The organism is Sphingomonas rosea, assembly GCF_039538065.1.
GTDB lineage: Bacteria > Pseudomonadota > Alphaproteobacteria > Sphingomonadales > Sphingomonadaceae > Sphingomicrobium > Sphingomicrobium rosea.
The window spans coordinates 247,891-273,891 of sequence record NZ_BAABBR010000001.1; the positions used below are offsets into that span (position 1 = coordinate 247,891).

The 26,001-nt window shown below is 67.8% G+C and carries 31 protein-coding genes; 12 read left to right on the forward strand and 19 right to left on the reverse strand.

Annotated elements, in window-relative coordinates; translation table 11 throughout:
• Positions 1-39 precede the first annotated feature (39 nt).
• The gene (locus ABD693_RS01340; protein WP_344695158.1) at positions 40-1,215 is read left to right on the forward strand and encodes an aromatic ring-hydroxylating oxygenase subunit alpha; all 1,176 of its coding nucleotides are present in this window, start codon (positions 40-42) and stop codon (positions 1,213-1,215) included.
• Here the strand turns inward: ABD693_RS01340 and ABD693_RS01345 are convergent.
• Positions 1,188-1,655, reverse strand: coding sequence for a response regulator (locus ABD693_RS01345; protein ID WP_344695159.1), 468 nt, complete (start codon positions 1,653-1,655; stop codon positions 1,188-1,190). The genes ABD693_RS01340 and ABD693_RS01345 overlap by 28 nt on opposite strands.
• On the opposite strand from ABD693_RS01345, the gene ABD693_RS01350 reads away from it, so the two are divergent.
• The 5 genes from ABD693_RS01350 (at position 1,656) to ychF (ending at position 5,779) form a co-directional block, all read left to right on the forward strand.
• A complete protein-coding gene (locus ABD693_RS01350) occupies positions 1,656-2,528 on the forward strand; it encodes a pseudouridine synthase (protein ID WP_344695160.1) in 873 nt (290 codons plus the stop codon).
• A gap of 183 nt (positions 2,529-2,711) precedes the next feature.
• Positions 2,712-3,341, forward strand: a complete 630-nt coding sequence (locus tag ABD693_RS01355; protein ID WP_344695161.1) for a 50S ribosomal protein L25/general stress protein Ctc — start codon at positions 2,712-2,714, stop codon at positions 3,339-3,341.
• A 136-nt stretch (positions 3,342-3,477) separates the two neighbouring features.
• Positions 3,478-4,050 carry an aminoacyl-tRNA hydrolase gene (pth, locus tag ABD693_RS01360; protein ID WP_344695162.1) on the forward strand — a complete coding sequence of 191 codons (573 nt, stop codon included), beginning with the start codon at positions 3,478-3,480 and terminating at the stop codon, positions 4,048-4,050.
• On the forward strand, positions 4,050-4,631 hold the full coding sequence (locus ABD693_RS01365) for a TIGR02466 family protein (RefSeq protein ID WP_344695163.1): 582 nt from the start codon (positions 4,050-4,052) through the stop codon (positions 4,629-4,631). The genes pth and ABD693_RS01365 overlap by 1 nt, the downstream gene beginning before the upstream one ends.
• Positions 4,632-4,678: 47 nt before the next feature.
• Complete coding sequence (gene ychF, locus ABD693_RS01370; protein ID WP_344695164.1) at positions 4,679-5,779, forward strand: redox-regulated ATPase YchF; 1,101 nt, start codon at positions 4,679-4,681, stop codon at positions 5,777-5,779.
• Between the two features lie 256 nt (positions 5,780-6,035).
• Here ychF and ABD693_RS01375 read toward each other — a convergent pair whose 3' ends face one another.
• From ABD693_RS01375 to ABD693_RS01385, 3 genes are all read right to left on the reverse strand, one after another.
• Positions 6,036-6,410 (reverse strand): hypothetical protein, encoded by a 375-nt coding sequence (locus ABD693_RS01375; RefSeq protein ID WP_344695165.1) that lies wholly within the window; start codon positions 6,408-6,410, stop codon positions 6,036-6,038.
• Positions 6,411-6,554: 144 nt separating this feature from the next.
• Complete coding sequence (locus tag ABD693_RS01380) at positions 6,555-7,370, reverse strand: outer membrane protein (RefSeq protein WP_344695166.1); 816 nt, start codon at positions 7,368-7,370, stop codon at positions 6,555-6,557.
• A 156-nt stretch (positions 7,371-7,526) separates the two neighbouring features.
• The gene (locus ABD693_RS01385) at positions 7,527-9,026 is read right to left on the reverse strand and encodes a tetratricopeptide repeat protein (protein ID WP_344695167.1); all 1,500 of its coding nucleotides are present in this window, start codon (positions 9,024-9,026) and stop codon (positions 7,527-7,529) included.
• Between the two features lie 129 nt (positions 9,027-9,155).
• Here ABD693_RS01385 and ABD693_RS01390 point away from each other — a divergent pair, with 129 nt between their 5' ends.
• Entirely contained in the window at positions 9,156-11,066 is a 1,911-nt protein-coding gene (locus ABD693_RS01390) for a CocE/NonD family hydrolase (RefSeq protein ID WP_344695168.1), read from the forward strand.
• Between the two features lie 6 nt (positions 11,067-11,072).
• Here ABD693_RS01390 and ABD693_RS01395 read toward each other — a convergent pair whose 3' ends face one another.
• The 4 genes from ABD693_RS01395 to petA form a co-directional block, all read right to left on the reverse strand.
• The gene (locus ABD693_RS01395; protein ID WP_344695169.1) at positions 11,073-11,606 is read right to left on the reverse strand and encodes an adenine phosphoribosyltransferase; all 534 of its coding nucleotides are present in this window, start codon (positions 11,604-11,606) and stop codon (positions 11,073-11,075) included.
• 169 nt (positions 11,607-11,775) lie between these two features.
• On the reverse strand, positions 11,776-12,699 hold the full coding sequence (locus ABD693_RS01400) for a cytochrome c1 (protein WP_344695170.1): 924 nt from the start codon (positions 12,697-12,699) through the stop codon (positions 11,776-11,778).
• A gap of 18 nt (positions 12,700-12,717) precedes the next feature.
• A complete protein-coding gene (locus tag ABD693_RS01405) occupies positions 12,718-14,034 on the reverse strand; it encodes a cytochrome b (RefSeq protein ID WP_344695171.1) in 1,317 nt (438 codons plus the stop codon).
• A gap of 11 nt (positions 14,035-14,045) precedes the next feature.
• A complete protein-coding gene (petA, locus tag ABD693_RS01410; protein WP_425567237.1) occupies positions 14,046-14,633 on the reverse strand; it encodes a ubiquinol-cytochrome c reductase iron-sulfur subunit in 588 nt (195 codons plus the stop codon).
• 234 nt (positions 14,634-14,867) lie between these two features.
• Between petA and hemF the strand changes: the two genes are divergently transcribed.
• Entirely contained in the window at positions 14,868-15,713 is an 846-nt protein-coding gene (gene hemF, locus ABD693_RS01415) for an oxygen-dependent coproporphyrinogen oxidase (protein WP_344695172.1), read from the forward strand.
• Between the two features lie 4 nt (positions 15,714-15,717).
• Here hemF and ABD693_RS01420 read toward each other — a convergent pair whose 3' ends face one another.
• Positions 15,718-16,518 carry a glycerophosphoryl diester phosphodiesterase membrane domain-containing protein gene (locus ABD693_RS01420; protein WP_344695173.1) on the reverse strand — a complete coding sequence of 267 codons (801 nt, stop codon included), beginning with the start codon at positions 16,516-16,518 and terminating at the stop codon, positions 15,718-15,720.
• 85 nt (positions 16,519-16,603) lie between these two features.
• Between ABD693_RS01420 and lipB the strand changes: the two genes are divergently transcribed.
• From lipB to ABD693_RS01435, 3 genes are all read left to right on the forward strand, one after another.
• On the forward strand, positions 16,604-17,248 hold the full coding sequence (lipB, locus tag ABD693_RS01425) for a lipoyl(octanoyl) transferase LipB (RefSeq protein WP_344695174.1): 645 nt from the start codon (positions 16,604-16,606) through the stop codon (positions 17,246-17,248).
• Positions 17,249-17,348: 100 nt separating this feature from the next.
• Positions 17,349-17,612, forward strand: coding sequence for a hypothetical protein (locus ABD693_RS01430; RefSeq protein ID WP_344695175.1), 264 nt, complete (start codon positions 17,349-17,351; stop codon positions 17,610-17,612).
• A 106-nt stretch (positions 17,613-17,718) separates the two neighbouring features.
• Positions 17,719-18,063 carry a hypothetical protein gene (locus tag ABD693_RS01435; protein ID WP_344695176.1) on the forward strand — a complete coding sequence of 115 codons (345 nt, stop codon included), beginning with the start codon at positions 17,719-17,721 and terminating at the stop codon, positions 18,061-18,063.
• Here the strand turns inward: ABD693_RS01435 and queE are convergent, their stop codons facing one another.
• From queE to ABD693_RS01480, 9 genes are all read right to left on the reverse strand, one after another.
• Entirely contained in the window at positions 18,064-18,690 is a 627-nt protein-coding gene (gene queE, locus ABD693_RS01440; RefSeq protein ID WP_344695177.1) for a 7-carboxy-7-deazaguanine synthase, read from the reverse strand.
• On the reverse strand, positions 18,687-19,358 hold the full coding sequence (gene queC / locus ABD693_RS01445) for a 7-cyano-7-deazaguanine synthase QueC (protein ID WP_344695178.1): 672 nt from the start codon (positions 19,356-19,358) through the stop codon (positions 18,687-18,689). Before queC ends, queE begins: the two co-directional genes overlap by 4 nt.
• Positions 19,355-19,705 carry a DUF3147 family protein gene (locus tag ABD693_RS01450; RefSeq protein ID WP_344695179.1) on the reverse strand — a complete coding sequence of 117 codons (351 nt, stop codon included), beginning with the start codon at positions 19,703-19,705 and terminating at the stop codon, positions 19,355-19,357. Before ABD693_RS01450 ends, queC begins: the two co-directional genes overlap by 4 nt.
• Positions 19,706-19,852: 147 nt before the next feature.
• Entirely contained in the window at positions 19,853-20,218 is a 366-nt protein-coding gene (locus ABD693_RS01455) for a DUF3617 domain-containing protein (protein WP_344695180.1), read from the reverse strand.
• 63 nt (positions 20,219-20,281) lie between these two features.
• Complete coding sequence (gene hslO, locus ABD693_RS01460; RefSeq protein WP_344695181.1) at positions 20,282-21,178, reverse strand: Hsp33 family molecular chaperone HslO; 897 nt, start codon at positions 21,176-21,178, stop codon at positions 20,282-20,284.
• Between the two features lie 52 nt (positions 21,179-21,230).
• Positions 21,231-22,115, reverse strand: a complete 885-nt coding sequence (locus ABD693_RS01465) for a DUF4274 domain-containing protein (protein WP_344695182.1) — start codon at positions 22,113-22,115, stop codon at positions 21,231-21,233.
• Positions 22,116-22,175: 60 nt separating this feature from the next.
• Entirely contained in the window at positions 22,176-23,366 is a 1,191-nt protein-coding gene (locus tag ABD693_RS01470) for an aspartate aminotransferase family protein (RefSeq protein WP_344695183.1), read from the reverse strand.
• Between the two features lie 103 nt (positions 23,367-23,469).
• Positions 23,470-23,970 (reverse strand): hypothetical protein, encoded by a 501-nt coding sequence (locus ABD693_RS01475; protein ID WP_344695185.1) that lies wholly within the window; start codon positions 23,968-23,970, stop codon positions 23,470-23,472.
• Between the two features lie 98 nt (positions 23,971-24,068).
• A complete protein-coding gene (locus tag ABD693_RS01480; RefSeq protein WP_425567238.1) occupies positions 24,069-24,905 on the reverse strand; it encodes an ABC transporter permease in 837 nt (278 codons plus the stop codon).
• Between the two features lie 65 nt (positions 24,906-24,970).
• Here ABD693_RS01480 and ABD693_RS01485 point away from each other — a divergent pair, with 65 nt between their 5' ends.
• A complete protein-coding gene (locus ABD693_RS01485; RefSeq protein WP_344695186.1) occupies positions 24,971-25,678 on the forward strand; it encodes a GcrA family cell cycle regulator in 708 nt (235 codons plus the stop codon).
• Between the two features lie 80 nt (positions 25,679-25,758).
• Here ABD693_RS01485 and ABD693_RS01490 read toward each other — a convergent pair whose 3' ends face one another.
• Entirely contained in the window at positions 25,759-25,929 is a 171-nt protein-coding gene (locus ABD693_RS01490; protein WP_344695187.1) for a hypothetical protein, read from the reverse strand.
• Positions 25,930-26,001 lie beyond the last annotated feature (72 nt).

Consider the following 26,001-nt stretch of genomic DNA (forward strand, 5'->3'; position numbering starts at 1 on the left):
TGCTTGCGCTCGGGCTGTCGCAGGCGCAGTCTCGCGGCCATGGATGCGCTGCCCAAGTCCTCGCGCCCGACGCCCGGCCAGGCGGCCCTCGCCGAGCGGTTGGCATCAGGCGAGGCCGATGTCGGCGCCGCCATCGCCCGCCTGCCCGCCAGCCTTTACACCGACCCCGCGCGCTTCGAGGCCGAGCAGAGCCGACTCTTTCCGGCCGTGCCCTTGCTTTTGGGCCCGTCGGCCATGCTGCCCGGCCCGCGCCAGGCGATTACCCACGACGCCTACGGCCTGCCGCTGATCGTCAGCCGCGATGGCGACGGGCAGATCCATGTGCTCGCCAACGTTTGCCGGCATCGCGGCACGCGCCTGATCGAGGCCGAAGGCGTGGTTCCCGCCGCCCGGATCGTCTGCCCGTATCACGCATGGACCTACGCGCCCGGCGGCGCGCTCGCGGCGCTCCCCCGCCCCGATTGCTTCCCCGGCCTCGACAAGTCCCGGCAATCGCTGCGCCGCTTTCCCGCGCACGAGAGCGGTGGGCTGATCTGGTTCAGCCAGGCAGCGGACACCGACTTCAGGCCCGTCGCGGCGCTCGCCCCCGACATGGACGCGTTCGGCCTCGGCCAGCTCCACCTCTATCGCCGCCACACCCACGAGGTCTCCGCCAACTGGAAGCTGGTCGTCGATGCCTTTCTCGAAAGCTACCACGTCCAGCGGTTGCACGCGGCGACCATCGCGCCCTTTTTCGCGGACGGCATCACCGTCGCCGACCGGATCGGCCCCCACCAGCGCGCCGCGGTCGGTCGGACCGACTATCTCGCGGGGATCGACCGCAGCGACTGGCGGCAGCTGCGGCGCGCGGTCACCTACACCTACCATTTCTTCCCGAACACGATCCTCATCGTCAGCCCCGACTACGTGAACCTCCTCACCTGCTATCCGCAGGCGGTCGGCCGCACCCTGGTCGAGGACATCATGCTGATTCCCGAGCCGCCGCGAACAGCCGAGGAGGAAGCGCATTGGGCGAAGAGCTGGACCCTCCTCGATGGCGGGACCTTCGGCGCCGAGGACTTTCGCGCCGCCGCCTTATGCCATCAGGGACTCGCCAGCGGCCTCATCGACGAGGTCACGCTCGGCACGCTGGAATATGGCGTCGCCGAGTTTCATCGCATGCTGGACGCGATGCTTGCCGCCAAAGGTCAGGCGGCGGGTGTCGGCCGGCCGTAGAGGATCACGCCGTCCGGCGTCTTGATCTTGGGCTTGCCGGCAAAGATCGCCTCGACCGTCTTGAGCGCCGCCTTCAGCCGGCGCTCGTTATAGGGCTTCATCAGGCAGCCGAGCGCGAGGCCCTCGTCCTGCTCGGGCGGATTGGCGGTCGCGAACAGCACCGGAACCCCCAGACCCTTGGCTTCGCGTGCAAGATCGATCCCCGTCCGGCGGCCGGTCAGCGTGAGATCGCTGAGGATGAGGTCGATGCCCCGCTCCTCGCCCTCGACCGGGGTCAGCTCGCGCGCGATCACCGCCAGCGCCTCGCGCACGCTATCCACCGTGGCCACGACCGTGTAACCGGCCCCCGACACCATCGTTTCATTGTCGAACGCGACGAGCGGCTCGTCCTCGACGATGAGGATGCGCTTGACGTGGCGTTCTCGTGTGCCGAACAGCATTTGCGATCCTCAAGGAAGAACAACTTGCCCCCGCAACGAACAACGGGTCCCCGCGGTCCACGACCAGCGCCGCGCCGCGAAGAAAATAACACACGCCGTGGCCCGCCGGTCGCACGGGAGGATGGCCCGCAACGGATCGCCAAGCTGCTCGCCCGGGCCGGGGTCGCTTCGCGGCGCGACATCGAACGGATGATCGCCGAGGGCCGGATCGCGCTCGACGGCGACGTGCTGACCACGCCCGCGACCCTGCTCGAGAACCTCCGCGGCGTGACGGTCGACGGCAAGCCCGTCGCGCCCCCCGCCGCAGCGCGACTGTGGCGTTTCTACAAGCCTGCCGGCTGCCTCACCGCCGCGCGCGATCCCGCCGGCCGCCCGACGATTTACGATCGCCTGCCCGCCGGCCTCCCGCGGGTCATGCCTGTCGGCCGCCTCGACTTCATGACCGAGGGCCTGCTCCTCCTCACCAACGACGGCGAATTGAAGCGCCAGCTCGAACTGCCCTCGACCGCCGTCGTCCGGCACTACCGCGCCCGTGCGTTCGGTGAAGTCAGCCAGGCTCAGCTCGAGGCCCTTTCCGAAGGGGTCGAGATCGAGGGCATGCGCTACGGATCGATCGACGCCAACCTCGAGCGCCGCACCGGCAGCAATTGCTGGATCGAGCTCAGTCTGACCGAGGGCAAGAACCGTGAGGTCCGCCGGGTGCTCGCCCATCTCGGCCTTCAGGTCAGCCGGCTGATCCGGACCGCCTACGGGCCCTTCACGATGATGGACCTCGACCCCGGCGACATCGGCGAGGTCCAGCGCGAGGACTTGTTCCGCTTCCGCCAGACGCTGAAAACGCCGGCGGCAAAGAAGCCCCCGGTCGAAAAATGACCCGTTTACCCTGAGCGACGTCGAAGGGCGTCCGCGCCCAGGGGCTTCGACTGCGCTCAGCACGAAGGAATGTAGGGCGAATTTGCCAATCCGCCCCGCTCACGCTATGCGCGCCCCCGCTCCTGCATGGTCATCCCTGGAGGCGTGGGGAGCGGTAACTTACTCTTTCAAAGGAATGCACGTATGAGCGAACAGCTGTCGCTGACCGCCGAGACGCGCGACCGGGCTGGCAAGGGAGCCTCCCGTGATCTGCGCAATCAAGGCCGGGTCCCCGCCGTTGTCTATGGCGCCAACCAGGAGCCGCTGAGCATCCACGTCGAGGAAAAGGTCCTCGCCAAGATGCTCTCGACCGGCCACTTCATGAACTCGGTCGTGATGATCGACGCCGGTGGCAAGACGACGCGCACCCTGCCCAAGGACGTGCAGTTCCACCCCGTCACCAGCCGCCCGGTCCACGTCGACTTCCTGCGCATCGGCGAGCACAGCAAGGTCACCGTCAACGTGCCCGTGCGCTTCACCGACGAAGAAGAGAGCCCCGGCATCAAGCGCGGCGCGGTGCTCAACGTCGTCAAGCACGACATCGAGCTCAGCTGCGATGCGGCCGAGATTCCCGATGACATCGAGATCAGCCTCAAGGGCCTCGACGTCGGCGACTCGATCCACATCTCGAACGTAACCCTGCCCAAGGGCGCGACCCCGACCATCACCGACCGCGACTTCACCATCGCGACGATCGTGGCCCCGTCGGCGCTGAAGAGCGACGAGGGTGACACCACCGTCGCCGAGGGTGAGGCGGAAGGCGAAGGCGAGTAAGCCTTCTTTCAACGTCCTTCGACTTCGCTCGGGACGAACGGGTTCATCCTCGTTTGTCCCGAGCGAAGCGCGAAGCGCCCAACGACGCTGCCTGCGGCGTCGCTCAGGATAATTTCTGTCGAAGGGCACCGGCGCGATGCAACTCTGGGTCGGTCTCGGTAACCCCGGCGTCCAATACGCCCTGCACCGCCACAACGTCGGCTTCATGGCGCTCGACGCCATCGCCGAAATCCACGACTTCGGACCGTGGAGCAAGAAATTCCGGAGCCTCGTCTCCGAAGGGCGGGTCGGCCGCCACCGCCTCCTCCTCGTCAAGCCGCAGACCTACATGAACGACAGCGGCGACGCGGTTCAGCAGGCGCTGCGCTTCTACAAGGCCGACGAGACCGCGCTGACGGTCTTCCACGACGAGCTCGATCTCGCGCCGATGAAGGTCAAGGTTCGCACCGGCGGCGGGCTTGCGGGGCACAATGGCCTGCGCTCGATCAACGCCTCCCTCGGCCCGGACTTCCGCCGGGTGCGGATCGGGATCGGCCATCCCGGCCACAAGGACCGGGTCACCGGCCACGTGCTCGGCAATTACGCCAAGAGCGAGATCGAGCCCTTGTCCGACCTGCTGGGCGCGATTGCCGCCGAAGCCGAGTGGCTGGCCGCGGGCGACGACACGCGCTTCATGAACGACGTTGCCATGCGGCTGCAGGACAGCTGATGCGCCAGCTGTTCGCGACCCCGCTCTACGAAGCCGGCCTCGACCTCGACCTCGCCGAGCTCGCCCACTCGATCCGCAGCCTCGCCGAGGACGACGGGGCCGGCCGGCGCTGGGCGAAGGCGCATGGCTACAAGGGCTATACGAGCTACGCCTCGCTCGCCGACCTCCCCCGCCGCGATCCGGTCTTCGCCGACCTCGCCAAGGCGCTGACCCGCCACGCGGCGACGTTCGCCAAGGCGCTGGCGTGGGACGTCAGGCCCAAGCTCGACAGCCTGTGGGTCAACCTGCTCAAGCCCGGCGGCCACCACAGCGCGCACATCCACCCGCATTCCATCCTCAGCGGGACTCTCTACGTCGAGGTGCCCGAGGGCGGCGGGGCGATCCGGTTCGAGGATCCGCGGCTGCCGATGATGATGGCCGCCCCCATTCGCCAGCCCGACGCGCCCGAGGCGCTCCGGCCGTTCGTCACGGTCGATCCGAAGCCCGGCCAGCTCCTCCTGTGGGAAAGCTGGCTGCGGCACGAGGTGCTTCCCGGCACCGCCAAGGCCGAGCGGGTGAGCGTCAGCTTCAATTTCGCCTGATCCCCCGCTAGAGGGCAGGCCAACTCCCGAACACACAAGGACGAACCATGGGCTTCCGCTGCGGCATCGTCGGCTTGCCGAACGTCGGCAAATCGACCCTCTTCAACGCGCTGACCGAAACGCAGGCGGCGCAGGCGGCGAACTATCCGTTCTGCACGATCGAGCCCAACGTCGGCCAGGTCGCGGTGCCCGACCCGCGCCTCGACCAGCTCGCGGCCATCGCCAAGTCGGCCAAGATCATCGCGACCCAGCTGGGCTTCGTCGACATCGCGGGGCTCGTCAAAGGCGCGAGCCAGGGCGAGGGCCTCGGCAACCAGTTCCTCGGCAATATCCGCGAGGTGGACGCGATCGTCCACGTGCTGCGCTGCTTCGAGAATGACGACATCCAGCATGTCGCCAACAAGGTCGATCCCTTGGCCGACGCCGAGGTGGTCGAGACCGAACTCCTCCTCGCCGACCTCGAGAGCCTCGAGAAGCGCGTGCCCAACCTCGTCAAGAAGGGCCAGCAGGGCGACAAGGAATCGAAGATCGCGGCCAGCGTGCTCGGCCAGGCGCTCGAGCTGCTGCGCGAGGGCAAGCCGGCCCGGCTGACGCAGCCGAAGGACGAGGAAGAAGCCCGCGTCTTCAGTCAGGCGCAGCTGCTCACCGCCAAGCCCGTCCTCTACGTCTGCAACGTCAACGAGGAGGATGCCGCCAACGGCAACGAGCTGTCGGCCAAGGTCTTCGCGAAGGCCAAGGCGGAGAATGCCAATGCGGTGGTCGTCTCGGCCGCGATCGAGGCCGAGCTGACCGGCATGGACGAGGCCGAGAAGATGGAGTTCCTCGGCGAGATGGGCCTCAAGGAAACCGGCCTCGCCCGGGTCATCCGCGCCGGTTACGACCTCCTCCACCTCATCACCTTCTTCACCGTGGGTCCCAAGGAAGCGCGCGCCTGGACGGTCGAGAAGGGGGCGAAGGGCCCGCAGGCCGCGGGCGTCATCCACTCCGACTTCGAGCGCGGCTTCATCCGTGCCGAGACGATCGCCTTCGACGACTATGTCGCGCTCGGCGGGGAGACGGGGGCCCGCGACGCCGGCAAGCTGCGGCAGGAGGGCAAGGATTATGTGGTGCAGGACGGTGACGTGCTGCACTTCAAGTTCAACGTCTGAGCCGCAGCGCTAAAGGTCACTAAGGTCCCAGGGTCCGCGGGGCGCGCGGCGTTACCAAATGCGCCTTTTATTGGCGGAATTTGGCGGTTTCCTGCGAGATGAACAAGGTCCCATACCGTGACCTTCCGCGAGGGCACCAGCGCGTGATCGACAGATTGAAAGAGCCTGGCAGCGAACCGATGGGGTTAGATTAACAAGCGAAATTCTACTTTGCAAGCGGGACAGGTGAAGGTCCGGCTTGGGTGGAAAGTGGACCTTACTGAGAGCGCCAGCGGGCGACTCGAACGCAGATGATGGTGACCAGTATAGGCCACACCAGTATGATAAGCGCTTCGCCACCGACACCTGAGGTGTCACCATTAAGTTGGTAGCTGACTGCGGTGTATAGCAAGAACACCCAAGCAGGAACGATAAGTGCAACGCCAATTACCCAAGTCACCTTGTCGTAAAGCATCTTACCGGCAAGAGTTAGGAACGGCAGGGCGGCAAGTGCAGCGCTGATGAATACAGATACCAGCGTTTCATCAAGCACCGGCCGTCGTGCGAAGTGTGCGGTTATCACGTGGAACGGCATGACTATGGCCAAGCCGATACCAAGTGCGACCAAAACAGCAGCGTCCTGCTTCTTCAACGCTTCCGCCTCCTGACAACCCGAGCGTAACCTTCAAACGTGAATGTCCGCAATGGGTCGAAAGCGCACATTCGCCCGGTTGCACTGACGAACCTGTCGTGCTCCCCGCCGCGGCCGGAGGCGCCGCGGCGGGAAGCTGGCAGGTCAGAGGCGATAGCTCAGCGTCAGGTTGAAGCTGTGGACGGTGAACTTGTCGTCGCTGCGGCGGAAGTCCGTGCCGTTCGGGTTGACCAGGATGAACGGGTTGGTCGCCGGGGCCGGGCCCTGCGAACGGACGCGATAGTCGCTGTCGTCGTAGCGGGTGCCGAGGTAGAGCGCGCCGATCGCGAAATTGCCGAAGCGCTGCTCGAGGCCCGCGCCGTAGCGGAAGCCCGTCACGTTCCGGTCGTCGCCGCGCTGGACGAAGGTGTTGGCGGTGTTGCTGGTCGCGAAGCTGTGGCGGATCCGGCCCTGCGCGATGCCCGCGGTGACGTAAGGCAGGGTGTCGCCGATCGCGAGGCCGGCGCGGGCGCGGATCGCGCCATTGGCCTTGAGGCGGCGGGTCATGGTGTAGAAAGCCGGGGTCGTGCTGAAGGCCGAGACGCTGTCGCGCGCCGAGCTGCTGCCATATTCGCCGACGATGCCGACGACGACCGAACCGAGCTGCTGGTCGTAGCCGATGCTCGCGGCATAGTCGGTCTTGGTCTTGTCGCGGCGGCAGCCGGCGGTGGGCACGCGGTCGACCGCGGCGCCGGTGCAGAAGCCGGGCGAGAAGGCATTGGCGCCGGCGGCGGTGCGCACGGTGTCGCCGAAACTGCCGTCGAGGTTGGTGTCGAACTCGATCTGCTCGTTGCCGCGGCTGACGTCGAGCAGGCCGACGCGTCCACCGACGTGGAAGCCCGTCCAGCTATTCTGGGCATAAGCCGGGGCGGCGGCGGCGACGGACGAGGCGAGCAGCCCCGCCAGAATCGGAAATCGCATGATATTCTCCCTGTCTCGGCACCCTCGCGTGGGCGCCTGCAGGAACAGATACGGGGCCGGCATGGCCGCGGATGCAGCGGCGCCGGGAGCCCGCTTTGGGGCAATGAGTCCCGCCCCGGGACGCGCGCGCCCTAGCACTTCCGCCGGGGCCCGGCGTCAGTTTGCCGGTCTGGCGGCGACCGGCCGGGGAGCGATGAGCTCGGCGGGGAGGTCGCGGCCGAGCTTCGCATAGGCCGCGGCGATCGCGGGCCGCGCGCGAAGCTTGCTCCAGTCGCCCCATTGCGAAGGATCGTCGGCCGTCAGCGCGACCGGCTGGAGGCCGCGGACGAAATCCTCCTCGAAGTCGGGGTCGGCGAGGAAGCGCAGGGCCAGCGCCTCGGCGTCGGCGAGATTGCCCGCGCAGAGCAGGCCGTCGATGGTCGGGGCCTTGGCGTCGGCGGCATGCGCCATGACCTCGGGCTTGAGCGCGGCGGCCTCGGCCGTCCGCCCGAGCTGCGCCAGGCTGCAGTAGCGCAGGCGCCGCAGGAGCTGCTCGGCATAGGGCGATTTGCGCTCCTTCTCGGCGGCCGCGATCAGCGGCAGCGCCTCGGCATAGCGGCCGTCGGAGACCGGGAGCTCGGCACGGTTGATGAACATGCTGACCCGCCAGTCATTGACCGGGAGCGCGCCGTTCAGGGTGGCGAAGAGGCGGTCGGCCTCGGCGGGGCGACCGGCGGAATGGAGGGCGAGCGCGAGGTTGTTCAGGGCCCAAGCGGTCTGCTCGCCGGCGTCGGCCATCGCCGCGGGGGTGGCGGGGAGCCTGGCCCGGAGCGCCATGGCGTCGTCGGTCTGCCCGGCGTAGCGATAAGCGTTGATGAGGCCGGCAAGCTTCTCGGGGTCGTTGTCGCTCTCCTCATATTCCTGGAGCGCGAGGCGGACGCTCGACTGGCGGCTCTTCTCAAGGCCGGGGCCGGCCTGGGCGGCCAGCGCCGGCCAGAGGACGGCGTAGCGGCGCTGGATGAGGAGGTTCTCGACCTCGCGCGGGGCGTCGATGTCGGCGAGCAGCGCCTTGGCCTGGTCGACCCGGCCGCGCTCGAGGAGGACACGGATGGCGGCCGAGGCCATGTAGTCGCCCGACGCGCCGCCAAAGCCGAGCTCGGCCAGCGCGATCCGGCGGTCGTCGACCCTGGCCTTGGGCTCACCGGTGTCGCGGAGCGTCGCATAGACCAGCCTCGGATCGACGGTGCGGACGGCGTCGGGGGCCCGGGCGATCATCCGGTCGAGGGTCATGGCGGCGAAGTCGGGGCGCTCGGCGATCAGGAAGGCCGGAATGACGACGCCAAGCAGTTCGGGCGTGTCGGGCGTCGCCGCTTCGCCGGAAGCAAACAGCCGGCGGGCCTCGTCATCCTTCTTGCCCGCCGCGACGATGGCGGCGTCGAGCATCGCGGCAAGCCCCTTCCCCACCGCCTGGTTGGGGGCAGTGCGGGCAAGGGTCGCGGTCACGGCGCGGGCTTCGCGAAAGCGCTTTGCCGCGAGATGCTGGAAATAGCTCTGCATGCCGGTTTCGAAGTCGAAGGCCGGCGCCGACGCTTCCTGCGGCGCCTGAATGGCGGGCGCGGGTGCGGCAAGGCCAAGCGCCAGCATGGACGCGCCGACGAAACGAAGAGACTTGAGCATGGAACTTCCCCCTGAGCGTGGGACGCAGCATCGCGCAAAGCTGATGCATGTCAAACACCGGCGTTGCGCGGCGGGTGACAAGGGCGCGGGCGCGCCGCATAGTCGGTGGCGACAGGTGGAGACAGGCGGATGACGAACCTCGGACGGCGGTTGGTGAGCGGGTGCGCGGCGGTGGCGGTGCTGGCGGCCACGCCGCTGGGCGCGCAATCGATCAAGGCGCCCGAGGGCAATGTCGTCGCCCGTGCGCTCGAGCATCAGGCGGTGCCGATGCGCGACGGGGTGAAGCTCGACACCAGCGTCTATCTGCCCAAGGGCCAGGGCCCCTTCCCCGCCATCGTGGTGCGCTCGCCCTACCCCATCGGCAATCCCGAGGAGCCGGGGGCGATGGACCAGTTCGCGAGGCGGCTGCTCGACCGCGGCTATGCGCTGGTGCTGCAGAACGAGCGCGGCATGTACATGTCCGAGGGCAAGCACATCTACATGGCCAATGCCGGCCCGGACGGGGTCGACACGCTCAACTGGGTGACCAAGCAGCCGTGGTCGAGCGGCAGGATCGGCACCTATGGCTGCTCGTCGACCGCCGAGGACCAGCTGGCGCTGATGGCGCTCAACCACCCGGCGCACCAGGCGGCGGTGGTGCTCGGCTATGGCGCGGGGATCGGGAAGATCGGGCCCTATGCCGAACAGGGCAACATCTATCGCGGCGGCGCGCTGCAACTGCTCTTCGCGAGCTGGATGCGCGATTATATCGGGAGCAGCGGACCGGGCGCGGACGAGCGGCCGATGTTTCCCTCGACCCTCTCGCCCGAGGCCAAGACGCGGCTGTCGAAGCTCTATTCGCTGAAGCTCAACGCCTATGCGACGACGCCCAAGATCTCGACCGCGGACATGCTGAAGTTCTACGGGCACCTGCCGGTGAGCGATCTCATCAGCGCCGACGGCGGACCGCGGACCGACTGGGAGTGGTTTTCGCGCTGGAACCCGGCGGACCCGGGCTGGAACAAGATCAGCTTCGCGAACGAAGGCGACACGTTCGGCGTGCCGGCCCTGTGGGGGGTGAGCTGGTACGACGTCAGCGTCGGGCCGAACCTCTACCTCTACGATTATGCGCGAAAGCACATCGCCAAGGGGCGGCCGGCGGACCAGCAATATCTGGTGGTGTCCCCCGGCGTGCATTGCTCGTTCCAGCGCCAGCCGGCCAAGGGCCCCGTGGGCGAACGCGACATCGGCGATCCGAGTTACGACTTCGACAAGCGCATCATCGATTTCTTCGACTGGAAGCTCAAGGGCATCGCCAACGGCGCCGAGGCCGAGCCGCGCGTCCAGACCTATCAGATGGGCGAGAATGCCTGGCTGAAGGGCGACCGGTCGATGACGCTGCCGCCGCGCACGGTGCAGTTCTACCTGTCGAGCAGCGCGGGGGCGAACAGCGTCAACGGCGACGGCATGCTGGTCCCGGCCCCGGCGATGGGCGGGCGCGAGGCCGACAGCTTCGTCTATGATCCGAAGCGCCCGGTGCAGACCTTGGGCGGCGGGGCCTGCTGCATGGGTGGGATCCCGGCGGCCGGGGCTTATGACCAGGCGCAAGTCGAGGCGCGGCAGGACGTGCTGGTCTATTCGACGCCGCCCCTGACCCAGGCGGTGCGCGTGCGCGGGCCGGTGACGCTCGAGCTTTACGTCTCGAGCGACGCGCCCGACACCGACATCGCGGTCAAACTCGCCGACGTCTATCCCGACGGGCGCTCGTACAATCTCGACGACAGCATCTTCCGGGTCCGGTACCGCGATGGCTACGACAAGCCGCGGATGCTCGAGAAGGGCAAGGTGGTGAAGGTGACCCTGCCGCCGATGTTCACCGGCAACACCTTCCTTCCCGGCCACCGGATCCGGCTGCAGGTCACGAGCAGCAACTTCCCCCGCTACGAGCGCAACCTCAACACGGGCGGCAGGAACGGCGAGGAGACGGTGAGCCGGGTGGCGAACAACAGCGTCCACCACAGCCGGGTCTATCCCTCGCGGATCACGCTCGGGACCGACTGACGGGGCTCAGTCGCCGGCGAAGTCCATCAGGCTGATCGGCTCGATCCCCTCGGCGCGGAGCTTCGCGCCGCCGCCGAGGTCGGGCAGGTCGATGAAGAAGCGCGCGCCGGTGACGAGACCACCCGCGCGGCGGATCAGGCGCGCGGCGGCGAGCGCGGTCCCGCCGGTGGCGAGGAGGTCGTCGGTGATCAGCACCCTCGCGCCCGGCGTGCAGGCATCGACATGCATCGCCAGCCGGTCGGTGCCATATTCGAGCGCATAATCCTCGGCGATCGTCTCCCCGGGCAGCTTGCCGTCCTTGCGCACGAGGAGGAGCCCGCAGCCGAGGCGCAGCGCGAGCGCGGTGCCGACGATGAAGCCGCGCGCGTCGATCGCGGCGATGAGGTCGGGCTTGTCGGTGACGGTGGCCGCGAGCGCGTCGGCGGCGGCCGCCAGCCCTTCGGGATCGAGCAGCAGCGTCGTCACGTCGCGGAACATGATCCCGGGCTTGGGATGGTCGGGAATGGTGCGGACGAGCGCGCGGAGCTGGTCGGGGGTCATGGGTCTTGCACCTTCCTCGTCGTGCCGGACCCGGTCCGGCATCGCGCTTGTGTCTTCGTGCGCCAAGAGAAGAAGCGGGCTCTCTGGTCAAGCCCGGGGCGACGGCCAAAAGAAAAGGGCCCCCGTCGCTGACGACGGGAGCCCCTTCCTTTTGCGGTAGCGGTGGGGCTTAGCCCGCGACGCCCTGGTCGGCCTTGGCGGCGTCCATCCGGCCCCGGTTCTCGGGATCGAGCGGGCCGCGCGGCGAAACCTGGCGCTTCGCATTCGCCCAGATGTTCCGGTACGAAAGATACGCCAGCGTCGTCGCGATCGCGAGGAACAGCAGCACCACCCAGCCGGCGCTCTTGCGGCGGTCGAGGGTCGGCTCGGCGGTCCAGGTCAGGAAGGCCGCGATATCCTTGGCGTTCTGCTCCTTGGTCGACTTGGTGCCGTCGGCGTAGGTGATCTGGCCGTCCGAGATGAGCGGCGGCGGCATCGCGATGTTGAGATTGGCGAAGTACGGATTGTAGTAGAGGCCGGTCGGCGTCTTGGCATCCGGGAACTTCTTGAGGAGCTCGGCCGGCTGATCGGTGTAACCGGTCAGCAGCGAGTAGACGTAGTTCGAGCCGTCCTCGCGCGCCTCGGTGATGAGGCTGAGGTCAGGCGGAAGCGCATTGTTGTTCGCCGCGCGCGCCGCCGTCTCGTTGGCATAAGGCGAGGGGAAGCGGTCCGAGACCAGCGCCTTGCGGGTCGCGGGTTCGCCCGTGTCGGGGTTCACCGACGGGACCTCGGTCGCCCACTGGTTGGCGATCGCCTTCACCTCGGCCTCGGAATAACCGAGGTCGTGCAGCTGGTAGAAGCTGACGAACTTGAGGCTGTGGCAGGCCGAGCAGACTTCCTTGTAGACCTGGAAGCCGCGCTGCAGCTGCGCCTGGTCGAACTTGCCCGTCATGCCCGCCGAGGGGAGCTCCGCATCGCGCGGATGCTTGTGGAACTCGTGCGCGGCCGTGGGCTCGGGCGGATTGCGGAAATAGTCGAGCCCGTTGGTGAAGAGCGAGATCAGCAGGACGCCGATGAAGCCCAGCCCGACGAAGAAACCGATGATGCGAACCATGTGTCTCTCTTGTCTTTCTTATTCGGCCGGCTGGGGCGAGGGCGACGAACCGGTCGGCGCGATCCCGTAGGGGCGGCTTTCCTTGTGTTCGCCATGCAGCACGCTCTCCGAGATGGAGTTGGGCAGCGGCAGCGGCTTCTCGAACTTCGAGACCAGCGGAAGGATGATCAGGAAGTGGGCGAAGTAGTAGGCGGCCGCGATCTGGCTGATCGCGATGTACGGCTGCTCCGCCGGCGACACGCCGCACCAGCCGAGGATCAGGATGTCGACCACCAGGATCCAGAAGAAGATCTTGTAGACCGGGCGGTAGCTGGTCGAGCGGATCGGCGAGCGGTCCAGCCAGGTCAGGAAGAACAAGAGCAGGATCGAGCCGAACATCGCCAGCACGCCCCACAGCTTCGCCGGCAGGATGAAGTCCACCGTGAAGGCGCGCAGGATCGCGTAGAAAGGCCAGAAATACCATTCGGGGACGATGTGCGCCGGGGTCACCAGCGGGTTCGCCTCTATGTAGTTGTCCGGATGGCCGAGGCTGTACGGGAAGAAGAAGATGAACAGCGAGAAGAGGAACAGCGCGACGCCGATCCCGAAGCCGTCCTTGGCGGTGTAGAACGGGTGGAAGGGCAGCGTGTCCTTCTCGTCCTTGACGTCCACGCCGGTCGGGTTCGACGAACCCGGAATGTGCAGCGCCCAGATCTTGAGGACGGTGACGCCCGCGATCACGAACGGCAGCAGGTAGTGGAGCGAGAAGAAGCGGGTCAGCGCGGCCTGGTCGGGGGCATAGCCGCCGAGGATGAACACGCGCAGCGGCTCACCGACGACGGGAATGGCCGAGAAGAAGCCGGTGATGACCTGGGCACCCCAGTAGCTCATCTGTCCCCACGGGAGGACGTAGCCCATGAAGGCGGTCGCCATCATCAGCAGGTAGATGACGAGGCCGAGGAGCCAGACCATCTCGCGCGGGGCCTTGTACGAACCGTAGTAGAGGCCGCGGAAGATGTGGATGTAGACCACCACGAAGAAGAAGCTCGCGCCGTTCTGGTGGACGTAGCGGATCACCCAGCCGGCGTTGACGTCGCGCATGATGCGCTCGACGCTGTCGAAGGCGCCGCCGGTGAAGCTGTAATAGTGCATCGCCAGCACGATGCCGCTGATGATCTGGATCATCAGGGCGAGGCCGGCGAGAACACCGAAGTTCCAGAAGTAGTTCAGGTTGCGCGGCACCGGATAACCGCCGCCGATCGCGCCATAGACGAGACGGGGAAGCGGAAGGCGCTCGTCGACCCACTTCGAAAGCGGGCTCTTCGGCTCATAGGGCTTGGCCCAGGCAAAGCTCATCGTGGTCTACCTCAACCGATCTGGACGACGGTGTCGGACTTGAACGAATAGTCCGGCACGTGAAGGTTCTTCGGCGCCGGGCCCTTACGGATCCGGGCGGCGGTGTCGTAGTGGCTGCCGTGGCACGGGCAGAAATATCCGCCATAGTCGCCGCGAGCCTCGCCCTCGCCGATGCCGAGCGGCACGCAGCCGAGGTGGGTGCAGACGCCGAGCGTGATCAGCCAGTTGGCCTTGCCGGGCTTGGTCCGGTCGGCGAGCGTCTGCGGGTCGCGCAGTTCGCTGACCTGCACGGCATTCGCCTTGTTGATCTCGTCCGGGGTGAGGTTGCGGACGAACACCGGCTGCTTGCGCCAGCTGGTCTTGATCCCCTGCCCGGGCAGGATCTTCGAGATGTCGACCTCGATCGACGACAGCGCGAGCACGTCGGCCGACGGCGCCGCCTGCATCAGCAGCGGCGCGACCGCGATTGCCCCGCCGACGCCGGCAAAGCTGACGGCGGCGATGTTGATGAAGTCGCGGCGACGGACGCCGGGATCGCCCGCTTCCGCGGCGGTCGGTTCACCGGGCATGACCGGCTGGGAGTGATCGACGGTGGCCATTTACGGTCCTTGGCTCTCGCTTGGGTCTTCTTCCCGGGGGAAGCCCCGGTTGGAACAATGACGATGGCCGCGCCGGACGGACCGGAGCGGAAGTGTGCGGTCTGATAGCGGGCCGTTCATCGCTCCTCAAGGGTCCAAAAGGCGGTTCGGTGACGAAACGTTCGGGCCGTTGCGCGCGTGCATTTGATCAGGATCAATGGCGCTGGCGGATCGGAGTCGCTAGCAATCGCTCCCATGCAAGCACTCGACGAGCAACAAACCGCCGCCCGCACCTGGTTCGAATCCCTCCGCAACCGCATCTGTGCCGAGTTCGAGGCGATCGAGCGCGAGGCCGGCTCCGACGCCGCCTTCGCCTACACCGCCTGGGACCGCGAGGACCCGTCGGGCGAGCCCGGCGGCGGCGGAGTCCGGGGCCTGATGAAGGGCAAGGTCTTCGAAAAGGTAGGGGTCAATGTCTCGACCGTCGGCGGCACCTTCAGCGAGGAATTCGCCAAGGCTATCCCCGGCGCCGAGGACAATGGCCGGCGCTTCTTCGCGACCGGAATCAGCCTCGTCGCGCACATGGCCAATCCGCACGTCCCCGCGGTGCACATGAACACGCGGTTCCTGACGACCTCGCGGCGCTGGTTCGGCGGCGGGGCGGACCTCAACCCCGCGCTCCCCAGGGCCGAGGACACGGCGGCGTTCCACGCGGCGCTGAAAGCGGCCTGCGACGCGCATGGGGCAGATTATTACGAGCGCTATTCCAAGTGGTGCGAGGAATATTTCTGGCTTCCTCACCGCCAGGTGTCGCGCGGGGTCGGCGGGATCTTCTACGACCGGCTCGAGGGCAATTTCGAGGATGATTTCGCCTTCACCCGCGATGTCGGCGAGGCGTTCCTCGCGGCCTATCCGCCGATCGTTCGCAAGCGGATGAACGAGCCCTTCACCGAGGCGGAGATGGAGCAGTTGCTCGTCTTCCGCGGGCGCTATGCCGAGTTCAACCTGCTCTACGACCGGGGGACGACCTTCGGGCTCAAGACCGGCGGCAACGTCGATTCGATCCTGATGAGCCTGCCGCCGCTGGCGAAGTGGAACTGACGCCTTACTGGTGACCGGCGTCGGGGACCGACACGTGGCGGTCCCCGTCGCGCGCCTGGACGTAGAGTCGTGCCACCAGCACCGCGAAGAACATCGAGACGATCGCACCCAGCGTCTGCTGGACCAGCGCGACCAGCACGGCGGAGAGGTTCATCGGCTCGATCGGACCGGCGACGAGGAGGATCACCGCCGACAGCGCGCCGGCGAGACCGAACAATACGATCAGCCCGACGAGCGCGAGCAGCAGGATGAGCCCGAACAGGCGGGCCCAGCGGCCGCGCGACAGGGCCCAGGCTTCGGGGAGCATCCGCCGGAACGGCGTCCGCCCGTCGGCCGCGAGCGGAGTCAGGAACAGCAGCCGGATGAGGAAATAGAGGAAGGCGAGCATCAGCACCGAAATGCCGAGCGAGGCGGCCGGCGGCAGCTTGGTCACGTCGTTGGACGCGCCGGTCGCCATCACCAGCAGCGAGGCGAGCAGCACGAAGGGGATCACGAGGACGATCAGCGCGCCGAACAGGGCGGGCATCCGGCGAAAGGCGGTGCCGAGCGCCTCGCCGACGGTCGAGGGGCCGAGCGCGATGCGCGAAATCGCGATCTGCCCGGCGAGGCTGAACAGCAGCGCGGCGAGATTGAGCAGGGTGATGACGAGGCCCGGCTCGGTCCGCTGGACACTGCTCGGCGCGACCGTCTCCATGATCGTGCCCGGGAGCACCAGCAGCGCGAGCGCGATCGTGACCAGCGCATTGCCGTCGCGCGCGACAATCGCCTTCGTCTCGTCCCAGGCCTTGCCGATCGACAGCTTCATCTTCGCGCCTTCACCCACTCGTTGCTTGTGGCCGCGGCTTAGCCGCCCTCTTGCCCCTTTGCCAATGACGTGGCCAAGGGAAGCCATGCACGGGCATGACGCAATCGAATGGCGGATCAGCGAGGGGCTGACCGATTATGCCGCGGCGCTCGCCGACATGGAGGAGCGGGCGGCGGCAGTGGTCGCGGGCGAGGCGGCCGAGCGGGTGTGGCTGCTCGAGCACCCGCCCCTGTTCACCGCGGGCACCAGTGCCGATCCGGCCGAGCTCTTCAATCCGCTCAATTTTCCGGTGTTCGAGGCGGGGCGCGGCGGGCGCTACACCTATCACGGGCCGGGTCAGCGGGTGGGCTATCTGACGCTCGACCTTGGCCAGCGCGGCAAGGACATCCGCTGCTTCGTCCATGCGCTCGAGGGCTGGGTGATCGCCGCGCTGGGCGACCTCGAGGTCGAAGCGCACCGGGCGGAGGGGCGGATCGGCATCTGGACGGGCGAGGGCGCGGCCGAGGCCAAGATCGGCGCGATCGGCGTCCGGGTGAAGCGCTGGGTGACGCTGCACGGCTTCTCGATCAACGTCTCCCCCGACCTCGCCCACTTCGGCGGAATCGTGCCCTGCGGAATCGCGACGCATGGGGTGACCAGCCTCGCCGCGCTCGGAAACCGGGCCGGACTGGCGGAAGTAGACGCCGCATTGCGCGCCAACTTCCCGCAATTCCTCGCAAAACTCGGCTGATCGACCCCCCTCTTGGCGGAAGCGCAACGACACACTACAACCCGCCTCGATTTGTGACGTGGCAAACCACGCCAGATCGACTATTTTGAGGGAGTCTAGAATGCGTGCTCTGATCCTGGTCGCTGGTGCGGCCCTGGCCCTGACCGCTTGCAGCAGCAACGAGTCGGCCAACAACACTGTCGTCGAAGAGAACGTCGCCGTCGACGCCAATGCCGGCATGGCCGACATGAACGCCATGGACGCGAACGCCACCATGGACGCCAACATGATGGACGCGAACGCCATGGACGCGAACGCGATGGCTCCGGCTGCCAACTCGGCCGACGCCAACATGATGATGAACAACACCGCCAACGCGATGTAATGTTCACGGCCCTCCCCTCGGGGAGGACCGGACAAGGTCAAGGGGCCGTCGGCATCGCGCCGGCGGCCCCTTTTCTCATGGGGCCGAAGCGGCTAGCCCACGGCGCATGATCAAGCGCCCCGCCCTCCTCCTCGGCCTCGCCATCGTCACCGCCGCCTGCGGCAAGAAGGAGGAAGCGGCGACCAACGACGCGGTCGCGCAGGCCGGGCTCGAGCAGGAAAATGTCATCGCCAACGACGTGACCGCGATCGACGCGGCCACCGCCGACGATGCGCGCATGGCCGCCGACATGCCCGCGCCGGCCGACGGCGAGCTCGCCAACCTCAGCGCCAATCTGTCGAATTCGAGCGAGGCCAAGCCGAAGAAGGCCCCGGCCCGCAAGCCCGCTGCCGCCGCGCCGACGCCAGACGAAGCAGCACCCGAAGCGGCCGGCAACGACGCCGGCCAATAGTCAGGCGAGGCCCACGACCTTGTGGGCCTGGAGCGACAGCCGCCACCTGGGCCGCGCCATGGCGAGCGCGATTGACGCCTCGACCGTTCCCTCCGGCCCGTCCATCGGCTGGACCAGGAAATGGCGGAAGTCCCAATTTTCGAGCGTGGCGGGATCGATCCCCGCCTGCGGCCAGACGAGCTTCAGTTCATCGCCCGTGCGCTGGACGACCTCGGTCCCGGCCTTGGGGCTGATGCACAGCCAGTCGATGCCGGGGGTCGCGGGGAGCGTGCCGTTGCTCTCCGCCGCGATCCGGAAACCGCGCGCGTGCAACGCATCGACGAGCGCCGAATCGAGCTGGAGCATCGGCTCGCCCCCGGTGATGACGACCAGCCGGTGGTCGGGCCCGCCGTCCCAGATCTCCTCCACCCGGTTGGCAAGCGTCGCGGCGTCGGCGAATTTCCCGCCATTCAGTCCGTCGGTGCCGACGAAATCAGTGTCGCAGAAGCGGCATTGGGCGGTGTCGCGGTCCTGCTCCCGCCCGCTCCACAGGTTGCAACCGGCAAAGCGCAGGAAGACCGCGCGGCTGCCCGTCTGCGCGCCTTCGCCCTGCAGCGTCAGGAAGCATTCCTTGACCGCGTAGGTCATGGCGCCGTGTAGCGGGTCGGATCGGGGAGGCCCGCGTCCTCGAAGCCCTTGGCGCGCAGGCGGCAGGCGTCGCACTCGCCGCAGGCCCCGCCGTCGGGGCCGGGATCGTAGCAGCTGTGGCTGACCGCGGGATCGAGCCCGAGCCGGGCCGCCTCGCGGGCAATGTCGGCCTTGGTCATGTCCTGCAGCGGCGCGTGGATGGTGAACCCCTCGCCCTCGACCCCGGCCTTGGTCGCGAGATTGGCGAGCGATTCGAAGGCGCGGACGAACTCGGGCCGGCAATCGGGATAGCCCGAATAGTCGAGCGCATTGACGCCCACGAACAGATCGCGCGCGCCGCTCGCCTCGGCGAGGCCCAATGCGAGGCTGAGGAAGATGGTGTTGCGGGCAGGCACGTAGGTGACGGGAATGCCCTCCCCCACCCCGTCCTTGGGCACCGCGACGTCGGCGGTCAGCGCCGAGCCGCCGAAGGCCCGCAGGTCGAGCGGGAGGACGACGTGGCGGTGGGCGAGGCGCGCGGCGATGGTCTTCGCCGCCTCGAGCTCGACCCGGTGGCGCTGGCCATAGTCAACCGTCAGCGCGACGACCTCATAGCCTTGCTCACGCGCGAGGCCCGCGCAGACGTAGGAATCGAGCCCGCCCGAGAGGAGAACGACCGCCTTTTTCACAGCTTCACGCCCATCCGGCCGGCAAGAGCGAAGGTCGCGGCGTAGAGCGCCATGGTGCCCGCGATGACGAGGCCGAGCGCGAGCCAGAAGTTCATGCCGCTGCGCAGCAGGACGGGCAGGACGAGGAATAGCGGCAGGCTCGGCACGATGAACCACATGATGCCGTTCGACAGGTCCGCCACCTTCGCCGTGTCACCCGTGTCCCAGTAGAGCAGGGTGCAGGCCATCAGGCTGGTCAGCGGGAGCGAGGCGAGCAGCCCGCCCCAGCCGGGCGAGCGGCGAGCGATTTCGGCGACGGCGGCGGCGAGCAGGCCGGCGATGCCTGCCTTGGCGAGGAAACCCAGCATGGGCGGCCCTTTAGTCTCCGCGACGCACAAAAAGAAGGGCCACCCCGAAGGGTGGCCCAGGTACGGGCCGAAGCCCGTCAGGGAGGAAAGCGTGCCGGCCTCGGCTAGCACTCCGACTGACATAGTGGGTTATGGTTAAACGAGGCCTTAACGTCCAGTCGGAATACGACAGTTTCCGATCCGCCGGGCATAGAGCGTGTAGTTGAAGGGGCCCCCGGCGTGAATGCCCTGCGTCTCGATCTTGAGCGAGCGCGGAGTCGTCACCGTCACTTCCGACCGACCGAATTCGCCCGGGCCGCAGGTGAGGTCCATCGCGAGCGATCCCGGGACGTCGCGGAGCACCGTGCCGCGGCAACGCTCGTAGCCGTGGGCGAGCTGCGCGACCAAGCGCATGTCCTTGAAGCAGATCCGCCGGGGATTGCTGCCGGTGGCGCTGGTGCTGATTTCCCACGCGCCGGGCGCGACCCCCGACAGCGCGCGCATGCCGGGCGCCGCCGCCCCGGTCAGGGCCACGGCACAGACGGCAGCAGCAGCAAGCGCGACTCGTCGCATCGCCATCATCTTACCACGCGCTCGTTACGCGAACGTAATCGGAAAGCTGGTCGAGCAGAACTCGCAGTCGACCCGGATGACGCCGTCCTCGCCCTTCATCGCCTCGCGCTCCTCCTCGGGGAAGCGGGCGATGACCGAACGGACGTAATCGGGATCGCAGCGGCAGCCGCGCGAGAGCGGCGCGCCGGCGAGCACGCGGACCTCGGCCTCCTCGTGGAACAACCGCCAGACGAGCTGGTCGAGCGCGAGCTCGGGGTCGGTCAGTTCCTCGGCCTTCACCGAGCCGGCGAGCACCGCGACATGGTCCCAGTCGGGATGGTCAAGCCGGGTGTGGAGCCGCTCGCGGCCTTCCTCGCCCTCGGGGAGGTGCTGGAAGAGGATGCCGCCCGCGATCCAGTGGCCGTCGGGCCTCTTCTCGACCGCCAAGCGAACGATCGAGGGAATCTGCTCGGACTGCGAGAAATAGCTTTGCGCGGCTTCGGCGAGGCTTTCGCCCTCGAGCGGCACGATGCCCTGGTAGCGCTCGTCAGTCGCGGGCTGGTCGAAGGTGATCGCGAGATACCCTTCGCCGAACAAGGTCTGGAGGCTGGGGCTGTGTGCCGCGTCGGCGAGCTTCACCGCGTCGTGGCGGACATAGCCGCGCAATTCGCCGCCCTTGTAGTCGCACACGAGCAGGTCGACGACGCCGCCCTGGGTCTGCGCCTGGAGCGTCATCTGACCGGTCGGATCCTTGAGAAGCGAACCCAGGAGCGCGGTCAGCACCAGCGCCTCGGCGAGGAGCTTCTCGACCGGGGCCGGGTAGTTGTGGGCGGACAGCACGGCATCGAGCGCGGGTCCGAGGCGGGCGGCGCGGCCGCGGGCATGGCGCGCGGGAACGGTCACGCCGAGCGCCGCGTCGAGATTCGAGATCTGGGGGGTCATGGAGGCGAGATAGGAAGGGAGGCGCCGATCGCCAAGGACCGGCGCCCGCGCGCTAGCGGCCGAGCAGCCGCCGGAGCCATCCGCCGGCGCTCGCCGCAGGAGCGGCGTCGGGCGCGTCGTCCGATTGCCGGCGAAGATCGCGCACGCGGGCGGAGGCCTTTTCCTCGGCCGGTCCGCGAGCAAAGGACACTTCGGGAGGCGGCGGTTCGGCCGGCGCGGCCGGGATGACGGCGAGCGGCGGCTCGACCTCGGGCTGGTCGGGCTCGGGAGCAGCGGGGAGCTGCGGGCGGATGGCCGCGAAAGGATCGGCCTCGGGCTGTTCGGGCTCGGGATCGGCAGGGAGCTGGGGGCGGATGGCCGCAAAGGGGTCGGGCGCGGGTCCGTCGTCTTCGGAATCAGTGAAAGCGGCAAGCTGCGGCGAGAGCGGCGCGAACGGGTCGACCGGCGCTTGGCGCTCCGAACCGCGTCCGGAGAAGCGCAGCTCCTTCAGCAGGGGGTGAAGGCCCGGGGCCGACAGCGATGCCTCGAGTTCGGCGATGTCGCGGCGGCGGCCTTCCTCGCAGGTCGCGAAATATTCGGGCATGTCGATGCCGTGGTCCGCGAGGCAGTCGTAGCCGAGCTCGGCACGGGGAAAGCCTCGGCCGTGGAAACGGTCGTTGATGAAGCGCAGCAACGGCGCCACCGCATAGGGATCGGCGCCGAGCGGCTCCTCCTCGTCCTGCCACTCGTAGCCGGTCGGCTCGCCCGCCCAGAAGATGAGATGCGCCGTGGCGCGGTCGCAGTCGGGCTGCTGGACGATCCAGCACAAGGGCCCGAGCGGCTCGCCCCAATTGAAGCCGGCGGCGAAGGCATGCCAGTCGTCGGGTCCGGCCGTCTGCAGCGCCGCCATGATCGCGGCCTGCTCGGCGTCCTCGTCGTAATGTCCGTCGTCGATCATTCCCGGTCTCCCGCGCGGCGCATGGGAGACCGGGAATAAGGCCAAATCCCTACGAAAACGTCACGCCGCCTGCGCGGGCACCGCATAATCCGCCGCAGCGGCGCTCAGGCCGTCGACGAAGGTGCGGATGTCGGCGTCGTCGATGATCAGTGGCGGGAGCACGCGAACGACATTGTCGCCCGCCGCCACCGTCAGGATCCCGCGGGTGCGCAGGTAGGAGACGAAGGCGCGGCTGTCGGTCTTCATCTTGATGCCGAGCATCAGGCCGAGGCCACGCACGCTCTCGAACAGATGGTCGTGATTGGGAAGCATCTGCTCGAGCGCCGCGCGGAGACGCTGACCGGTCTCGCGGACCTGGGCGAGGAATTCGGGGGTCGCGACCACGTCGAGCACCGCCATGCCCGCCGCCATTGCCAACGGATTGCCGCCGTAGGTCGAGCCGTGAGTCCCGATGACCATGCCGCTCGCGGCCTTCTCGGTCGCGAGGCAGGCACCCAAGGGGAAGCCGCCGCCGATGCCCTTGGCGGTGGCGAGGATGTCGGGGACGATGCCGTACTGCTCGTAGGCGTAGAGCGTCCCGGTGCGGGCGACGCCGCACTGCACCTCGTCGAGGACCAGCATCAGGTCATGCTCGTCGCACGCCTTGCGTAGACCCTGGAGGAATTCGGGGCTGGCGGGACGGATGCCACCCTCGCCCTGCACCGGCTCGACGAGGAAACCGGCGGTGTTGTCGTCGATCGCCGCGAGCGCCGCGTCGAGGTCGTCGAAATCAACCACTTCGAAGCCCTCGAGCAGCGGCGCGAAGCCATCGCGCAGCTTGACCTGGTCGGTCGCCGAGATGGTCGCCATCGTCCGCCCGTGGAAGGCGTTGCGGAAGGTGATGAGCTTCGACTTGTGCGGGTTGCCCGCGGCGTGGTGATAGCGGCGCGCGGTCTTGATCGCGCACTCGACCGCCTCGGCACCCGAATTGGTGAAGAAGACGGTGTCGGCGAAGGTCATGTCGGTCAGGCGCTTGGCCAGCGCCTCGCCCTGCGGGCTGCCGTAGAGGTTCGAGACGTGCATCAGCGTCTCTGCCTGCTTCTGGATCGCGCCGATGAGGTGCGGGTGGCTGTGGCCGAGGAGGTTGACCGCAATTCCGCTGGCGAAGTCGAGATAGCGCTCGCCCCCCTCGCCGATCAGCCAGACGCCCTCGCCTCGAACCGGCCGCACTTCGCAGCGCGGATAGACGGGCATGAGCGGCGTGATGGCCATGAAACGGCTCCTGAAGATCTGTGAACAAGAAAGGGCGCGGCCTCCGTAGTGGAAGCCGCGCCCTCCTATAGGCGGCTAATGTCCGGGGGTTAACCCCCGAGCCTTAGCGGCGGTAGGGGTAACCCTCGCGGCGGTCGTCGATGCCGTTGCGGTTGGCATCGACCCAGCCGTCACGGCCGTCACGAACGCCGTCATAGTCGCGGTCGCGGACCTGGCCGTACTGACCGTAGCGCCCGCCATTGTTGTTGGCGGCGTAACGCAGGCTCTGCTCGATCTGGGCGAAGCGCTGGTCGAGCTCGTAACGCTCACGGTTGTTGATGCCGTTCTGCGCGAAGCTGCGAGTGCGGCCATGGAGGTCGCGGGCGGCGTTGCGCAGCTGATAGGCTTCCTGCGGGTTGAGGCGCCCGCTCGAAATCTGACGCTCGACCTGCGAGATCAGGCGGTCGGCGCGGATCAGATAGGCGCGCGTGGTGCCCTGGTTGCCGTAGTTGTAGCCATAGGCATTGCCGTAAGGCGCCGGCTGACCCGGATAATATTGCGCGGCGGCCGGAGTGGCGGCGGCAATGGCCGAGAGACCGGCGGCGGCAATGAGAAACTTCTTCATGTCTTTGCACTCCCTTTCGAGGCTTGATGGGAATGCAATACGCCTGAGTCGCGATCGGGAGCCTGAACGCCCCCGTTATGAAGGGTTCACGTGGCGGGTCAGTTCTTGATCTTCCAGCCGCTCTTCAGAAGCCCATAGCAGAGCGCGAAGAGGGCGAGATTAATGGCGAGGAGGAGGCCGGCGCCGAACAGCACGGGCGAATCGGCCTCGCGCAGGAAGCCGTAGCGGAAGCCCGAGATCACGTAGAAGAACGGGTTGCCGTGGCTGATCGCGCGGAACAGGGGCGAAAGCTGCTCGACCGAATAGAAGGTGCCCGACAGCAGCGACAAAGGCGCGACCACGAAGTTGGTCACCGCGGCGGCATGGTCGAACTTCTCTGCCCAGATCGAGGTAATGAGGCCGAGGAGCGAAAGAAGCAGTGAGCCCATCAGCCCGAACCACAAGGCGGCGAGCGGGTGGCGGACGGTGACGTCGACGCCTGGGAACAGCGCCATGCACAGCCACACCGCTCCGCCGACCAGGAAAGCGCGGGTGACGGCCGCGCCGACGAGGCCCGCGATCAGCTCACCGGTCGAAAGCGGCGGCATCAGATAGTCGACGATCGTGCCCTGGATCTTGCCCACCAGCAGCGAGAAGCTGGCGTTGGCGAAGGCGTTCTGGATCATCGCCATGACGATCAGGCCAGGCGCGATGAAGTGGCTGAAGGGGACCCCCATCACCTCGCGGCGGCTGCCGCCCAGCGCGACGGTGAAGATCACCAGGAAGAGGAGCGTCGTGACCGCCGGCGCCCAGACCGTCTGGGTCTGGACCTTGAAGAAACGGCGCACCTCCTTCACATAGAGGGTCTTCAGCCCACCCCAGTTGACGCCCGTGAGGCGCTGTTCGCCCGGCGCGGCGCGGCGCATCCGCGAAATGGTGGAGGGCTGGTCGTTCACGGAGCAAGCGCCTATCGGCTATGGCCGATGGCGGCAACCGCCCAAACAGAGATTGACGAGAAGCGATGAGCTGGACTGACGAGAGGATCGACCGCCTGAAGGCCATGTGGGCCGAGGGCAAGACCGCAAGCGCGATCGCCGACGAACTGGGCGGCGTCAGTCGTAACGCGGTGATCGGCAAGGCGCACCGCCTCGGCCTCGATTCGCGTCCCTCGCCGGTGAAGGCAGGCGAAGACAAGGCCGCGCCCGCCGCTGCCGCTGCCGCGCCGGCCGCCGAAGCGCGTCCCGCCCCGTCGAAGGTCAAGGACAAGGCGGCCATCACCGCCATCCTCGAAAGCGCCGTGCCGGTGGTCGAGCCCAAGTCCGCGCCTGCCCCGGCCCCGTCGGCGGCCCCCGCGGCCGCGCCCGCCAAGCCCGGCGACTCGACCACCACGACCCTCGTCTATCGATCGATCGGTCCGGGCGGCTTCGTCCGGCAGGGTCCGGGCGAACAGCAGGCCCCGATCCCGCCCGCGCCGCCGCGCCGGCTGGTTCCCGCCAAGCCCTCGCCCGAAATCGCCGACAAGACGAGCCTGCTCGAATTGAACGACCGCATCTGCAAGTGGCCGCTCGGCCATCCGGGTGAGCCCGACTTCCATTTCTGCGGGCAACAGGCGAACCCCGGCTATCCCTATTGCGTCCAGCATTGCGGCGTCGCCTACCAGGCGCAGCTTCCGCGCCGCGATCGCCGTCCGCCCCCGCCGCTGCCTTATGGCGGTCCGCGGGTCCGCTAAGGGTCATTCCCGAACACGAAAAGGGCTTCGGAAGCATCTGCCTTCCGAAGCCCTTTTCTCTGAGAGCGATGCGCGGGCGGTCAGTCGTTCGCCGCGCCGCACTCCGACAGATCGTCATATTCCTGCGCAAGCTGGAGATGGACCGCACGGGCACGCGGGTCGCTGGCCTCGGCGGCGCGGCGCCGCTCGGTCTCGGCGCGCTGGGCGAAATATTCGCCCTCGGGCGCGGATTGGCGGTGAAGATCGGACATCGGCAAGCTCCGGCGGACTGGCGAGGGAGCACGGGACGTCTCTCAGCCGACGGCAGTCGCGAGAACATGGCC

Coding starts and splice junctions, on each gene's coding strand:
- ABD693_RS01405 (WP_344695171.1), bottom strand. CDS start 14,034: ATGAGCTTTGCCTGGGCCAAGCCCTATGAGCCGAAGAGCCCGCTTTCG.
- ychF (WP_344695164.1), top strand. CDS start 4,679: ATGGGCTTCCGCTGCGGCATCGTCGGCTTGCCGAACGTCGGCAAATCG.
- hslO (WP_344695181.1), bottom strand. CDS start 21,178: ATGACCCCCCAGATCTCGAATCTCGACGCGGCGCTCGGCGTGACCGTT.
- queE (WP_344695177.1), bottom strand. CDS start 18,690: ATGACCTACGCGGTCAAGGAATGCTTCCTGACGCTGCAGGGCGAAGGC.
- lipB (WP_344695174.1), top strand. CDS start 16,604: ATGCACGGGCATGACGCAATCGAATGGCGGATCAGCGAGGGGCTGACC.
- ABD693_RS01475 (WP_344695185.1), bottom strand. CDS start 23,970: ATGAAGAAGTTTCTCATTGCCGCCGCCGGTCTCTCGGCCATTGCCGCC.
- ABD693_RS01450 (WP_344695179.1), bottom strand. CDS start 19,705: ATGCTGGGTTTCCTCGCCAAGGCAGGCATCGCCGGCCTGCTCGCCGCC.
- ABD693_RS01420 (WP_344695173.1), bottom strand. CDS start 16,518: ATGAAGCTGTCGATCGGCAAGGCCTGGGACGAGACGAAGGCGATTGTC.
- ABD693_RS01365 (WP_344695163.1), top strand. CDS start 4,050: ATGCGCCAGCTGTTCGCGACCCCGCTCTACGAAGCCGGCCTCGACCTC.
- hemF (WP_344695172.1), top strand. CDS start 14,868: ATGCAAGCACTCGACGAGCAACAAACCGCCGCCCGCACCTGGTTCGAA.
- ABD693_RS01345 (WP_344695159.1), bottom strand. CDS start 1,655: ATGCTGTTCGGCACACGAGAACGCCACGTCAAGCGCATCCTCATCGTC.
- ABD693_RS01385 (WP_344695167.1), bottom strand. CDS start 9,026: ATGCTCAAGTCTCTTCGTTTCGTCGGCGCGTCCATGCTGGCGCTTGGC.
- ABD693_RS01355 (WP_344695161.1), top strand. CDS start 2,712: ATGAGCGAACAGCTGTCGCTGACCGCCGAGACGCGCGACCGGGCTGGC.
- ABD693_RS01430 (WP_344695175.1), top strand. CDS start 17,349: ATGCGTGCTCTGATCCTGGTCGCTGGTGCGGCCCTGGCCCTGACCGCT.
- ABD693_RS01390 (WP_344695168.1), top strand. CDS start 9,156: ATGACGAACCTCGGACGGCGGTTGGTGAGCGGGTGCGCGGCGGTGGCG.
- ABD693_RS01470 (WP_344695183.1), bottom strand. CDS start 23,366: ATGGCCATCACGCCGCTCATGCCCGTCTATCCGCGCTGCGAAGTGCGG.
- ABD693_RS01435 (WP_344695176.1), top strand. CDS start 17,719: ATGATCAAGCGCCCCGCCCTCCTCCTCGGCCTCGCCATCGTCACCGCC.
- pth (WP_344695162.1), top strand. CDS start 3,478: ATGCAACTCTGGGTCGGTCTCGGTAACCCCGGCGTCCAATACGCCCTG.
- ABD693_RS01380 (WP_344695166.1), bottom strand. CDS start 7,370: ATGCGATTTCCGATTCTGGCGGGGCTGCTCGCCTCGTCCGTCGCCGCC.
- ABD693_RS01395 (WP_344695169.1), bottom strand. CDS start 11,606: ATGACCCCCGACCAGCTCCGCGCGCTCGTCCGCACCATTCCCGACCAT.
- ABD693_RS01490 (WP_344695187.1), bottom strand. CDS start 25,929: ATGTCCGATCTTCACCGCCAATCCGCGCCCGAGGGCGAATATTTCGCC.
- ABD693_RS01465 (WP_344695182.1), bottom strand. CDS start 22,115: ATGATCGACGACGGACATTACGACGAGGACGCCGAGCAGGCCGCGATC.
- petA (WP_425567237.1), bottom strand. CDS start 14,633: ATGGCCACCGTCGATCACTCCCAGCCGGTCATGCCCGGTGAACCGACC.
- ABD693_RS01340 (WP_344695158.1), top strand. CDS start 40: ATGGATGCGCTGCCCAAGTCCTCGCGCCCGACGCCCGGCCAGGCGGCC.
- ABD693_RS01485 (WP_344695186.1), top strand. CDS start 24,971: ATGAGCTGGACTGACGAGAGGATCGACCGCCTGAAGGCCATGTGGGCC.
- ABD693_RS01400 (WP_344695170.1), bottom strand. CDS start 12,699: ATGGTTCGCATCATCGGTTTCTTCGTCGGGCTGGGCTTCATCGGCGTC.